Annotated in this window: 10 protein-coding genes; 9 read left to right on the plus strand and 1 reads right to left on the minus strand. The window is 65.1% G+C overall.

From position 1 onward, the window contains the following. Nucleotides 1-110 precede the first annotated feature (110 nt). The 4 genes from AC0IYS_RS17180 (at nt 111) to AC0IYS_RS17195 (ending at nt 3877) form a co-directional block, all read left to right on the plus strand. Nucleotides 111-866 (plus strand): 4'-phosphopantetheinyl transferase family protein, encoded by a 756-nt coding sequence (locus AC0IYS_RS17180; protein WP_471706306.1) that lies wholly within the window; start codon nt 111-113, stop codon nt 864-866. A 143-nt stretch (nt 867-1009) separates the two neighbouring features. Then, nucleotides 1010-2308 carry an MFS family transporter gene (locus tag AC0IYS_RS17185; protein ID WP_471706307.1) on the plus strand — a complete coding sequence of 433 codons (1299 nt, stop codon included), beginning with the start codon at nt 1010-1012 and terminating at the stop codon, nt 2306-2308. Nucleotides 2309-2445: 137 nt separating this feature from the next. Next, entirely contained in the window at nt 2446-3318 is an 873-nt protein-coding gene (locus AC0IYS_RS17190) for an RNA polymerase sigma-70 factor (protein WP_471706308.1), read from the plus strand. A gap of 85 nt (nt 3319-3403) precedes the next feature. Then, nucleotides 3404-3877, plus strand: coding sequence for a carboxymuconolactone decarboxylase family protein (locus AC0IYS_RS17195; RefSeq protein WP_471706309.1), 474 nt, complete (start codon nt 3404-3406; stop codon nt 3875-3877). Between the two features lie 15 nt (nt 3878-3892). On the opposite strand, the gene AC0IYS_RS17200 is transcribed toward AC0IYS_RS17195, so the two are convergent. Next, nucleotides 3893-5350 carry a right-handed parallel beta-helix repeat-containing protein gene (locus AC0IYS_RS17200; protein ID WP_471706310.1) on the minus strand — a complete coding sequence of 486 codons (1458 nt, stop codon included), beginning with the start codon at nt 5348-5350 and terminating at the stop codon, nt 3893-3895. A gap of 243 nt (nt 5351-5593) precedes the next feature. On the opposite strand from AC0IYS_RS17200, the gene AC0IYS_RS17205 reads away from it, so the two are divergent. The 5 genes from AC0IYS_RS17205 to AC0IYS_RS17225 are packed head-to-tail and all read left to right on the plus strand — an operon-like array spanning nt 5594 to nt 12774. Then, the gene (locus AC0IYS_RS17205) at nt 5594-8392 is read left to right on the plus strand and encodes a TonB-dependent receptor (protein WP_471706311.1); all 2799 of its coding nucleotides are present in this window, start codon (nt 5594-5596) and stop codon (nt 8390-8392) included. A gap of 1 nt (nt 8393) precedes the next feature. Further along, nucleotides 8394-9314, plus strand: a complete 921-nt coding sequence (locus AC0IYS_RS17210; protein WP_471706312.1) for an EamA family transporter — start codon at nt 8394-8396, stop codon at nt 9312-9314. A 25-nt stretch (nt 9315-9339) separates the two neighbouring features. After that, nucleotides 9340-10641, plus strand: coding sequence for a D-tagatose-bisphosphate aldolase, class II, non-catalytic subunit (locus AC0IYS_RS17215; RefSeq protein ID WP_471706313.1), 1302 nt, complete (start codon nt 9340-9342; stop codon nt 10639-10641). After that, nucleotides 10635-11825, plus strand: a complete 1191-nt coding sequence (locus tag AC0IYS_RS17220) for an SIS domain-containing protein (RefSeq protein WP_471706314.1) — start codon at nt 10635-10637, stop codon at nt 11823-11825. Before AC0IYS_RS17215 ends, AC0IYS_RS17220 begins: the two co-directional genes overlap by 7 nt. Then, nucleotides 11809-12774, plus strand: a complete 966-nt coding sequence (locus AC0IYS_RS17225) for an N-acetylglucosamine kinase (protein ID WP_471706315.1) — start codon at nt 11809-11811, stop codon at nt 12772-12774. Before AC0IYS_RS17220 ends, AC0IYS_RS17225 begins: the two co-directional genes overlap by 17 nt. Nucleotides 12775-12798: the final 24 nt, after the last annotated feature.

Consider the following 12798-nt stretch of genomic DNA (forward strand, 5'->3'; position numbering starts at 1 on the left):
AGCACGATACCACGCCCATCCCTCCCCCGGCAGGGCCGTTCCTCCGGTAAGATATCGGCACCGACCATCGGCACCGGCCATCGGCACCGACCGCACAAGGTTAAATTTTAATGAGCGTCTTATTGCAAGAGCACCTGTATTGCCTGGATTGGCCTATCGACAGCGCGACCACGCTCCCTGTGGCCTGCATCCGCTTCCAGCCGACGACAATCGACGCCGACAGCTTCCGTTCAGCCGGTATCGATTGCCCCGCCGACATCGCCGCCGCCGTGCCCAAGCGGCAACGGGAATTCTTCTACGGCCGCCTGTGCGCAAGATCGGCGATGGGGCCGCTGCGCCGCGACCTCCCCCAGATCGGCACCGGCCGCATGCGCGAACCGCTGTGGCCGGCCGACCTGATCGGCAGCATCACCCACGCGGCCGACATGGCGGCGGCGCTGGTGCTGCCCCTGTCCAGGGGCTATCACGGCGTGGGCATCGACATTGAGAATATCCTCGACGGCCAAGGCGCGCGCGAGGTCCGCGCCATCGTGGCCAAAGACGGCGAATTGCGCTACCTGGCCGGATTTGAAGACACGCTGGGTCCAGACGTCCCCCTGACCCTGGTTTTTTCCGCCAAGGAAAGCTTCTTCAAAGCGGTGCACGGCGAGGTGCGGCGCTACTTCAACTTCGACGCGATCGAGCTTGAGCACATCGATGTAGCCGCGCAAAGCATGCGCTTCCGCGTGTGCGAAGACCTCACGCCCCGCTTGCGGCGCGGCGGCCGCTGCGAGGTCCGCTTCCGGATACTGGACGCCACGCACATCGCCACGCTGTGCCTCTGGCGGCGCGAGGCAGACGGCGCGGAAGGCGCGGATGGCGCTTAGGCCGGACGTTGGCGGCATGGGATCGGCCCCGAACCTAACGCGCCAGCGGTTTCAGCCAGGATACTTTACAATCGCAACCCATATTGCGGCCCCATCATAGTGCGCCGCACTGAAAAGCATCCAACACTCTCGCAAGGAAACCCATGGCCGCCACTGACCAACCCCACTACACCGCAGAAGAAAAACGCAAGCGGGTATTCGCCATCATCAGCGCGTCGTCCGGCAATCTGGTCGAATGGTTCGACTTCTATGTCTACTCGTTCGCATCGATCTACTTCGCCAGCCAGTTCTTCCCGAGCGGAAACTCCACCGCCGAATTCCTGAAGGCGGCCGCCGTCTTCGCGGTCGGCTTCCTGATGCGCCCGATCGGCGGCTGGATGTTCGGCCGCATCGCCGACCGCGTCGGCCGCAAGAAGTCGATGGTCATCTCGGTGCTGATGATGTGCGGCGGCTCGCTGGCCATCGCCGTGCTGCCGACCTACGCCACCATCGGCGTCGCCGCGCCGATCCTGCTGCTGATCATCCGCATGTTCCAGGGCCTGTCCGTCGGCGGCGAATACGGCACCACCGCCACCTACATGAGCGAAGTGGCGTTGCGCGGCCAGCGCGGCTTCTTCTCCTCGTTCCAGTATGTGACCCTGATCGGCGGCCAGTTGCTGGCGGTGTTGACCGTGGTGGTGCTGGAGCAGTTCCTCAGCGATGCCGAGCTCAAGTCGTGGGGCTGGCGCATTCCATTCGTGATCGGCGCGATTGCCGCCGTGGTGTCGCTGATGCTGCGCCGGACGCTGCACGAAACCATCAAGCCGGAAGACAGCAAGAACAAGGATGCCGGCACCCTGGCGGGCATCTTCAAGAACCACCGTGCCGCCTTCATCACCGTGCTCGGCTACACCGCCGGCGGCTCGCTGATCTTCTACACCTTCACCACCTATATGCAAAAGTATCTGGTCAACACCTCCGGCATGCCCGCCAAGACCGCCAGCGTGGTCATGACCGGCGCGCTGTTCCTGTATATGTGCATGCAGCCGCTGTTCGGCATGCTGGCCGACCGCATCGGCCGCCGGCACTCGATGATGCTGTTCGGCGCGCTGGGAGCGCTGGCGACCTACCCGATCCTGGCTATCCTGCGCGGCAACACCAGCCCGTACATCGCCTTCGCGCTGATCACGGTGGCGCTGGCGATCATCAGCCTGTACACCTCGATCGGCGGGCTGGTGAAGGCCGAAATGTTCCCGCCGGAAGTGCGCGCCCTGGGCGTGGGGTTCTCGTACGCCATCGCCAACGCCATCTTCGGCGGCTCGGCGGAATTCGTCGGCCTCACGTTCAAGAACCTGGGCCACGAGAACTGGTTCTTCATCTATGTCACGGTGATGATGGCGATCGCGTTCCTGTTCAGCATGCGCCTGCCCAAGACGCCGTCGTATCTGCATACCGATCATTAACGCGAGACGCTCCCGGGCCAGTCCGGGCGGGAGCACAGTGCCACATCCCGGCCGTCATGGTCGACAGTTACGGTAGCATGTCACAAAACCTGCCGCCCGCGCGTCTAGCAGGGAAGACCACTCCGTTCGCAGACACCATGACCGACTCCGCCGCCTTCACCGCCCTCAGGCCCCGCCTGTTCGCCATCGCCTACCGCATGCTCGGCGTGCGCGCCGACGCCGAGGATGTGGTGCAGGATGCCTGGCTGCGCTGGCACGGCAGCGACCAGCTGGCGGTGCAATCCGCCGAGGCCTGGCTGGTCACCCTCACCACCCGCCTCGCCATCGACCGCCTGCGCGCCCGCCAGGCCGAGCGCGAAACCTACGTCGGCTGGTGGCTGCCCGAGCCCATCGTCGAGCTGGACGAGCGCACGCCCGAAAGCAGCGCGGAAATGGCCAGCGAGGTGTCCATGGCCTTTTTATGGGTGCTCGAACGCCTGTCCCCCGAAGAGCGCGCGGCGTTCCTGATGCGCCAGGTCTTCGATCACGACTACGCCGACATCGCCGACATGCTCGGCAAAAGCGAAGCCGCCTGCCGGCAGATGGTGCACCGCGCCCAGGAGCGGGTGCGCCAGCAAACACCCCGCTTCGATGTGCACAAAGACACGCATCGCGCCCTGCTGGGACGCTTCATGGCCGCCGCCCAGGCCGGGGACCGCGCCGCCATGAAGACCATGCTGGCCGACGACGTGCAGTTGGTGTCCGACGGCGGCGGCAAGATCAAATCGTTCCTGCGCATCCTGCGCGGCGCCGGCCGTGTGGCGGGCGTGTTCTGGTCGCTGGAGCACCAGTATCCGCTCGATGTCGCCTACCGTCAGGCCAGGGTCAACGGCGAGCCGGGGTTGCTGCGCTATGTCGCAGGCAAGCTGGAGTCGGCGCAATCGTTCGTCATCGAGGACGGGCGCATCGCCGCCGTGCTGGTGGTGCGCAATCCCGACAAACTGACGGGGATTCCGCAAACTATTTTCTAAAAGCAGTCACAGGCGGCACGGATGGTCCGTCTAACAAGGTATGAGCGGCGCAATGGTGCGCCCCTCCCCTTCGAAAGGCATCAACATGACGCAAACCGCCCGTATTTCGTCCTTCTACTCGGTGGCCCCGGCCAACCTGCAAGCCATGATCGCGCTGTCGGCGTCGGTCAAGAAAAGCTCGCTGGGCATCCGTCTGGTCGAACTTGTCAACCTGCGCGTGTCGCAGATCAACGGCTGCGGCGTTTGCATCGACATGCACTGGCGCGACTTGATCAAGCAAGGCGCCGATCCACGCCACCTGAACGCCATCGCCGGCTGGCGCGAGGCGCCTTCGTCGTTCTTCAGCGACAGCGAACGCGCAGCCCTCAACTGGGCCGAAGCCGTCAACGCGCTGCCGCACCAACAGCCGAGCGACGCCGATTTCGCCCGGCTCAAAGAACATTTCAACGAGACCGCGATCGCCGAACTGAGTTACGCGATCGCGGTGATCCGTGGTTGGAACCTGATCAACGCCAGTTTGCACAATCAAATCCCGGAGGTGCCGGCGTCGGGATTCTAAAGCCATACACTTCGGTTAAGGGGCGGTACCGTATTCGTCCGCGCCCAGATCGATCACGCCCTCCGCGCGCGCCTGGCCGTTGATGTCCTTGACGCCGTTGACCGGGATCGCGCCGGACGGGAAATAGGTCGCCCACAGCGGCGAGGTCCAGGTGGTCAGCGCCGTGCCGGGGTTGCCCACATTGATGGCTGGCGAGGTTTGCTGAAGGTTCAGATTACCGCTCTGCGGCGCGACATAACGCGGATCGGCCTTGACCTGGGTCCCCGGCAGATTGGTCGAACCGGACGCGCTGCCCCACCAAAGGTTGACACCCCAGACGTTGCCCGTATTGCCGCTGCCCTGCACCTTGTAGTTCTCCGCGATCGTCCCTTTGCCGAAGAAGATGTTGTTGCTGAAGCGGGAATCGATCACCTTGTACTGGAACACCACCTCGGTCCCCCAACCCTTGTTCTTGTAGAAGGAATTGTTGTTCACATAGATGCGGCGCGCCTGGCCAGCGGCCGACTTATAGCCGCCCACCGCCAAGCCGGCCTCGCGGTTGTTGTAGACGAAATTATTCGTCATCAGAATGTCTTCGGTGGCCTTGCCGCCATGTTCGCTGGCAAATTCGAAGCCGATGTCATTGCCGCTCGAGATGTTGCGATCGAAAATGATATTGCGCCCGCCGTCCACATAAAAGCCGCCGGCGGATCCTTCCCCGCTGTACCAGGGGTTGGTCTTGCTCGAATTGTTTTTGGCGATATTGTCGCGCACCATGCCGTTGCGCACCCGGTCCTTCTCGCCGCAACCCTCGCACGTTCCCTCGTAGCCGATGAAGTCGAAGCCGATGTTGTTGTTGTCGTGTACGTTGTTGTTGAGCACCTCGAAGCGGTCGACATTGCCATTGATAACCAGCGCCTCGCTTGCCTGCAACACGTTGCCGTACACCTCGTTGCCCTGCACCAGCAAGTCGGTCACGCCGGTGGCGTCGGTGCCGAACACCGCCAGGCCATGCGCGCCTACTTCGCAAGGATCCGTGCAGGTGTCCGTATTGATGATGCCGTGGATCTTGTTGTTGACGATCTGCAGGCGTTTGCCGTTGCCCTCCACCAGGATACCGACCGGGGTCGCGTTGGCGCCCGAGGTCAGGCCGTTGATGTCGAAACCCTCCACCCGCACATAGTTGGCGTTCCTGATCGTCACCAGCCCCTCGCGGTCGGACGGGCTCAATCCCTTGCCGCTGATGATGGCCCCCGGATCGCCTTTCAACGTGATAAACGCGCTGGCGGTGCCGGATTTGTCTTCGATCAGTACTTTTTGCTCGTACGTGCCAGCCAGCACGCGGATGGTATCGCCGGCCTTGGCCTGGTTCACTGCGGCCTGGATCGACTGGCCCGGGTTGACGGTCACGCTGGCGGCAAGCGCGGCGCCGACACAGGTGGACAGCAGAAGTCCGGCAGCCACGCGGCTCACGGTAGTTTTGACACAGTTCATAGGCTTTTTCTCCAGTTGGGTTAAGCGACCAGCCATCTCATCCGGGTCGTGGAAAGAATAGTAGTAAGCAAACAAAGAAAATACAAGAAACTTTCGAAGTATTTCTTTTTAGGGCAACAGCGGCTTTCGATGGCTTTTTCATCGCAAGATACAACATCAACCGAAAGTTTTCGAAAGTTACTTGCATTTCCGATTTCGTTTTATTACTATCGGTACCAGACGACAAAAAAACAGGAGAATGGCATGGATGGAGCAATCGGCAAGGGACTTCGGCGCACCTTAATGGCGGTGGCGGTGGAGATGGCTTTATGCGGCATGGCGTATGCGCAGGTTCAACCGGAAGCGCCTGCCGCGTCGGCCAAGGATCAAACCGGCGCGGCGCAGGAAGCGCCGCCGGTCGTCGTCGTGACCGGCGCGCGCGCCGCGCTGGCCAGGTCGCTGGAACTGAAACGCAACGCCGACGTGATCCAGGACTCGATCTCGGCGACGGAACTGGGCCGCTTCCCCGACGATAACGTGGCCGACTCGCTGACGCACATCTCCGGCATCTCGGTCTCCCGCACGCGCGGCGGCGAAGGCCAGTACATCAACGTGCGCGGCCTGGGTTCGGGCTACAACATCGTCACCCTGAACAAGCGCATCCTCGCCACCGACGGCGACGGCCGCGACTTCGCCTTCGACGTGCTGCCCTCGGAGGTGATCAGCGGCGCCGACGTGATGAAATCGGCCGAAGCCGCCCAGATGGAAGGCAGCATCGGCGGCTCGGTCAACCTGCGCTCGGCGCGGCCGATGGACAATCCCGGCTACCACGCGTCGGTGCGCTTCGAGGGCGACCGCAACGACCTGTCGCGCAAGAACGGCGGCAAACTCTCCGGCGTGGTCAGCAACACCTTCAATAACAACACCATGGGCGTGATCGTCGGCGCTGTGCTTTCCAAGCGCAACGTGCGCACCGATTCGCTCGGCTACCAAACCTTCAACGCCGATTCGCCGGGCAGCTTCGACGCCAACGGCGACGGCGCCATCGGCAGCGGCGAAAGCGGCCTGCTGGCGCCATGCTGCACCTCCTTCGGCTCCATTTTCGAGGAAAAGAAGCGCACTGCGCTGTCCGGCGCGTTCGAGTGGAAGGTCACGCCACAATTGCGCATGACCGTCGATGCCCTCGCCACCCGGCTCGATTCGCCGCAGGTCGGTTACCAGCAGTCGTACTATGTCGAACACGCGCCGGGCCGCTGGTCGGACGTGGTGATCAAGGACCATCTGATCACCAGCATGACGGTCAAGGACCTGGTGCCGGAAATGAGCAATGTCACCACCGACCGCGTGGTCGACACCAGGCAGCTCGGCTGGCACGGCGACTGGAAGGCCAGCCCCGACCTCAAGCTCTCGGGCGACTTGTACCGTTCGACATCCGAGCGCAACTCCGGCGGCAAGGACAGCTTCGTCGTTGCCGGCATCGCCGGCCACAACACCGGCTACTACCGCGCCAACAACGGCCGCCTGCCCGACATCCGCGTCACCCTCGAAGATGGCCGCGACCTGGCCACCGAACTGGCGGCCGGCCGTCTCGGCAACAAGGATTACGGCCTCCATTTCGTCGGCCTGACCGGCACCGACATCAAGGACACCGTCGACGGCGCCACCTTCGAGGGCCGCCTGGCGCTGGGCGGCGCGTGGCATATGGACGGACTGCAGTTCGGCGTGAGCGGCACCCGCCGGCAAAAGGACCGCAACTCGATCGGCAACGAAAAAAGCGGCGGCGCCTGCCAGTACTGCGACATGTATTCGACCACCTTCGCCTCGCTCGGCGCCGACGTGGTCAGCCCGATGACACTGCCGAACTACATGCGCAACGCCGGCGGCAGCTTCCCGGGCAGCTTCGTCAAGTTCGACGTGCCGGCCTATCTGGCCGCGCTCAAAAAGCTCGACGGCCGGCCCAATCCCGGCAGCCAGGTCAATCCGGACGGCCAAACCTTCAACGCCAGCCTGTCGCAGCCGGTGCTGGTGCCGACCGACTCTTATGCGGTGAGCGAAAAGACCGCGACCCTGTTCAGTCAACTGGAACTGTCGGGCGAGAACTGGAACGGCAATGTCGGCGCGCGCCTGGTGCGCACGCGGACCACGTCGCACAGCGCGATCGACCAGATCCTGGCGATCAACGACCCGACGCCGGACATCCCGACCAGCAGCCCGGACATCACCTACAGCCCGGCCGTGCCGGTGTCGCAGGACGGCAGCTACACCAAGCTGCTGCCGTCGGCCAATCTGAGCTGGTGGGCGCGGGACGACTTCGTGGTGCGCGGCGCGCTGGCCAAGGTCATGGCCCGGCCGTCGCTCGACAAGCTGGCGCCGACCCGCACCGACAATACGCTCGACCGCAGCTATGTGCTCAACATCGTCGGCGACCCGAACCTGAAACCGACCACGGCGGTGCAGCAAGACCTGTCGGTCGAATGGTATTACCGGCCGAAATCGGCGATCACTGCGGCGGTCTTCGCCAAGCAGATCAAGAATTTCGTCACCTACCAGACCGACGAAAAAGTCGACATCGGCGTGCCGGGCTACCTGTACACGGTCACGCATCCGGTCAACGGCGACAAGGCGCGCGTGCGCGGCATGGAAATCGGCGTCCAGCACCTGTTCGACAATGGCTTCGGCATCAACGCCAAATTCGCCAAGACCTGGACCAAGGCCTATCAGGGCGGCCAATACGTCGGCCAGCTCGAAGGCGTGGCGCCGACCGCCTCGTCGATCGGCTTCCTGTATGAGAAAAGCGGCGTCAACGCCTCCATCTCGTTCGACTACACCGGCGAGTACACGCAGAGCACCAATGTGATTGCCGGCTTCCCGAACAAGGTCGATTCGCTGACCTGGATCACCGCCTCGGCCTCGTGGGACATCACGCCGACGATCACGCTGTTCGTCGAAGGCAAGAACCTCGGCGACGCGGTCATGCGCTCCAACCTGGGCCGCGCCGACGCGCAGTATGGCTTCGAAACCTGGGGCCGCACCTACGTCGCCGGCATGAGCGTGAAGTTCTAACATGACCTCTTCGATAACGATGACCAACAAAGCCGGCGCCCGCCCCGCCGGCTGGCTCGGCTACGCGCTGACCACCACCTTGTTGTGGGGCGTGTGGGGCGCCTTCGCCGGCCTGCCGGGGCAGAACGGCTTTCCCGAAACCTTGATCTACGTGGTGTGGGCGTTGACGATGGTGCCGCCGGCCCTGCTGGTGCTGGCGCGCAATGGCTGGCGCGTGCGGCGCGACGGCCGCTCCGTCGCCTTCGGCCTGACCATCGGCCTGCTGGGCGCCGGCGGCCAGATGATCCTGTTCTACGCCGTCAAGGCCGGGCCGACCTATCTGATCTTCCCGCTGATCTCGCTGTCGCCGGTGATCACCATTGCGCTGTCCTACCTGTTCCTGCGCGAACGCACGGGCATGCTCGGCGTGGCCGGCATCATCCTGGCGGTGTGCGCGCTGCCGCTGTTCGACTTCACGCCCGGCGGCGCGCCTCGCCAATACGGCCTGTGGTTCGTGCTGGCCATCGGCGTGCTGCTGGCGTGGGGCTTGCAGGCCTACTTCATGAAACTGGCCAACGCCAGCATGGACGCCGAGAGCATCTTCTTCTACATGACCGCCAGCGCGCTGCTGTTCATCCCGGTGGCGCTGGCCATGACGGACTTCTCGCAGCCGATTAACTACGGCCCGGGCGGACCGCTGCTGGCCGCCGTCACGCAAATCCTCAACGCGGTCGGCGCCCTCACGCTGGTGCACGCCTTCCGGCACGGCAAGGCGCTGGTGGTCTCGCCGCTGGTCAACGCCGGCGCGCCGCTGCTGACCACCGTCATCGCCATGACCGTGGCGGCCACGCTGCCGAGCGGTTACAAGCTGGCCGGCATCGCGCTGTCGCTGGCCGCCGCGCTCTGCCTGGCGCTGCAACCGGACGACAACCCAACCGCCTGAATACACAGACTTCAAGGAACCTGACATGCAATATCTTCTCAATCTGGTGCGGCGCCACAAGGCCGGCGAAGCGGCCGGCATCTATTCGGTGTGCTCGGCCCATCCGCTGGTGATCGAAGCGGCCATGGAAGTGGCGGCCGCCGCCGGCGAGCCGGTGCTGATTGAAGCCACCTCCAACCAGGTCAACCAGGATGGCGGCTACACCGGCATGACGCCGGCCAGCTTCCGCGACTTCGTGCACGGCATCGCCGACAAGGTCGGGCTGGCGCGCGACAGCGTGCTGCTCGGCGGCGACCACCTCGGACCGAACGCCTGGCAGGACCAGCCGGCCGACGACGCCATGGCGAAGGCCGAGCTGCTGATCGAACAATACGTACTGGCCGGCTTCCGCAAGATCCACCTGGACTGCTCGATGTCGTGCGCCGGCGATCAGGTACCCCTGCCCGACGCCATCGTCGCCTGCCGCGCCGCGCGCCTGTGCGCGGTCGCCGAAGCCGCCTGGCAGCAAGCCGGCGGCGAGGCCCCGGTCTACATCGTCGGCACCGAAGTGCCGGTGCCCGGCGGCGCCCACGAGGACCTCGACGAACTGGCCGTCACCACGCCGCAGGCGGCCGCCGCCACCAGCGCCGTGCACCGCGCCGCCTTCGCCGAAGCCGGCTTGCAAGCGGCTTGGCCGCGCGTGATCGGCCTGGTGGTGCAGCCCGGCGTCGAGTTCGACCACCACAAGGTGATCGACTACCGCCCGGAAAAAGCACGCGAGTTGAGCCGCTTCATCGAGGGCGAATCCACCCTGGTTTACGAAGCCCATTCGACCGACTACCAGATCCGCGACAGCCTGGCGGCGCTGGTGCGCGACCACTTCGCCATCCTCAAGGTCGGCCCCGGCCTGACCTTCGCGCTGCGCGAGACGCTGTGGGCGCTGGCCGACATCGAAGAGGAAATGCTCGACGGCCGTCCCGGTTCCAACTTCAAGAACGTGGTGCTGGAGACCATGCGCGCCGAACCGGGCTACTGGCTCAAATACTACGGCGATCCGGTGCGCGTGCGCTTCGACCAGCAGTACAGCCTGAGCGACCGGATTCGCTACTACTGGCCGCACCCGGCGATCCAGCGAGCACAAACCGCATTGATCGATTACCTCGAACGCAACGCGCCGCCACTGACCTTGCTGAGCCAGTACCTGCCGGCCCAGTACGAGGGGGTGCGCGAAGGCCGACTGCGCAACCGTCCGGCCGACTTGCTCAAGGAAGGCGTGGCCAAAGTGCTGCGCCAATATATGGACGCCTGCACGGCAGGCGCCGCAACAAAGGAGTTGGAAACATGTTAGTAGTAGATACCAAAACAAGCATCATCGGCATCGACGAGGATAAGCTGGACGCGGCCGGCGCGGGCCTGACGGCGCGCGAAGTCGCCCAACAAAGCGCCGTCTGGCCGGCCATCGCCGAACTGCTGAACAGCCGGCGCGCCGACGTCGACGCCTTCCTCGCCCCGCTGCTGGCGCGGCCGGACCTGCGCATCGTGCTGACCGGCGCCGGCACCTCGGCCTTCATCGGCGAATGCCTGGTCCCGGCGCTGCTGCGCCAGGGACTGCGCGCCGAAGCCGTGCCGACCACCGACCTGGTATCGGGCCCGCATTCGTTCCTGCAACCGGCCGTGCCGACCTTGCTGGTCTCGTTCGGCCGCTCCGGCAGCAGCCCTGAAAGCGTGGCGGCGGTGGCGCTGGCCGACCAGCTGGTGGCCGACGTGCACCACCTGGTCATCACCTGCAACGCCGACGGCGAGCTGTATAGCATGGCCGAGGGCCGCGCCAACGCACTGGCGATCCTGCTGCCGGAGGCGACGCACGACCGCGGCTTCGCCATGACCACCAGCTTCACCTCGATGCTGCTGTCGGCCGCGCTGGCCTTCGGCGCGGTCGCTGACGAAGCCGTGCAAGCGCCATCGGCCGCCGCGCGACAATTGCTGCATAGCGCCCTGCCGCTGCTGAACCAACTGGTGGCGCAGCGCTTCAACCGTGTCGTCTACCTCGGCAGCAACGAGTTGCGCGGCTTGGCGCGCGAAGCCGCGCTGAAACTGCTGGAACTGACCGATGGTCAGGTGGTGGCGCTGTTCGATTCGCCGCTGGGCTTCCGCCACGGACCGAAGACCATCGTCAACGACCGCACCTTGGTGGTGGTCATGCTGTCGAACGACGCTCACGCGCGCCGCTACGATCTCGACCTCTTGCGCGAACTGCGCAACGACGGCCGCGCCGGCCGCGTGCTGGCCCTGAGCGGCATCGCCGAACCGGCGCTGGGTAACGATTGCGTGCTGCTGGACGGCGTGGACAACGCCAACGAACTGGCGCTGGCGCTGCCGTATATCGTATTCTGCCAAAGCTACGCGCTGCTGCAATCGCTCGACCTCGGTCTGCGCCCGGACACGCCCAGCGTCTCCGGCACGGTCAACCGGGTGGTGCGCGGCGTGACGATTTATCCATGTGAAGGAAAAAACGATGTTTCTGGGCGTTGACGGCGGCGGCACCAAGACCGCGTTCGCACTGGTGGACGCGGACGGCAACGTGCGCGCGCGCCACGAGGAAGGCAGCGCCTACTATCTCGAGGTCGGGATGGAAGGCGCCGCCGCGATGCTGGAGCGCGGTTGCCGCGCGCTGTTCGCCAACGCAGGCGTGCGGGCCGAGGACATCGCGCAGGCCTTCTTCGGCCTGCCCGCCTATGGCGAAGACCGCGCCGTCGTGCCCGCGCTCGACGCGCTGCCGCGCGCCATCCTCGGCCACGACCGCTACCGCTGCAACAACGACATGGTATGCAGCTGGGCCGGCTCGCTGGCTTGCGCGGACGGCATCAGCATCATCGCCGGCACCGGCTCGATGGCTTACGGCGAATACGCCGGCAAGCAGGCACGCGCGGGCGGCTGGGGTGAATTGTTCAGCGACGAGGGGTCGGCCCACTGGATCGCCCGCGCCGGCCTGGCTTTGTTTTCGCGCATGAGCGACGGCCGTACGCCGCGCGGCGAGCTGTATGCATTGGTGCGCGAGCGCCTGTCGCTGGACGAGGATTTGGACCTGTGCGGCGTGGTCTATGGCGATTTGAAGCGCGAACGCAGCGGGATCGCGCGATTATCGCGGCTGGTGAGCGAGGCCGCCGCGCTGGGCGACCGCCAGGCCATGGCGATCATCGACGACGCCGCCGGCGAGCTCGCCGACCTGGTCGATGCGGTGCGCGCCGCGCTGAACGTGGCCGACGATGTCGACGTCGCGGTGTCGTTCACCGGCGGACTGGTTGGCCCGGACGGGCCGTTGCGGACGCCGCTCACCAGGGCGCTGGCCGGCCGCGCGCGACCATATCTGGTATCGCCGCCGCTGTTCGCACCGGTCATCGGCGCGGCCTTGTACGCCGCCCGCAACGCCGGCACGCCGCTCGACGCCATCGCGCTGCATCGCTTGTCCGACAACAGCTGAACCACCAATACAAGAGGAAGTCCG

Source organism: Duganella sp. AC237 (assembly GCF_979254035.1).

Excerpts from the sequence above, each read along its gene's own strand:
- AC0IYS_RS17180 (WP_471706306.1), top strand. The coding sequence starts at position 111 with ATGAGCGTCTTATTGCAAGAGCACCTGTATTGCCTGGATTGGCCTATC.
- AC0IYS_RS17185 (WP_471706307.1), top strand. The coding sequence starts at position 1,010 with ATGGCCGCCACTGACCAACCCCACTACACCGCAGAAGAAAAACGCAAG.
- AC0IYS_RS17190 (WP_471706308.1), top strand. The coding sequence starts at position 2,446 with ATGACCGACTCCGCCGCCTTCACCGCCCTCAGGCCCCGCCTGTTCGCC.
- AC0IYS_RS17195 (WP_471706309.1), top strand. The coding sequence starts at position 3,404 with ATGACGCAAACCGCCCGTATTTCGTCCTTCTACTCGGTGGCCCCGGCC.
- AC0IYS_RS17200 (WP_471706310.1), bottom strand. The coding sequence starts at position 5,350 with ATGAACTGTGTCAAAACTACCGTGAGCCGCGTGGCTGCCGGACTTCTG.
- AC0IYS_RS17205 (WP_471706311.1), top strand. The coding sequence starts at position 5,594 with ATGGATGGAGCAATCGGCAAGGGACTTCGGCGCACCTTAATGGCGGTG.
- AC0IYS_RS17210 (WP_471706312.1), top strand. The coding sequence starts at position 8,394 with ATGACCTCTTCGATAACGATGACCAACAAAGCCGGCGCCCGCCCCGCC.
- AC0IYS_RS17215 (WP_471706313.1), top strand. The coding sequence starts at position 9,340 with ATGCAATATCTTCTCAATCTGGTGCGGCGCCACAAGGCCGGCGAAGCG.
- AC0IYS_RS17220 (WP_471706314.1), top strand. The coding sequence starts at position 10,635 with ATGTTAGTAGTAGATACCAAAACAAGCATCATCGGCATCGACGAGGAT.
- AC0IYS_RS17225 (WP_471706315.1), top strand. The coding sequence starts at position 11,809 with ATGTTTCTGGGCGTTGACGGCGGCGGCACCAAGACCGCGTTCGCACTG.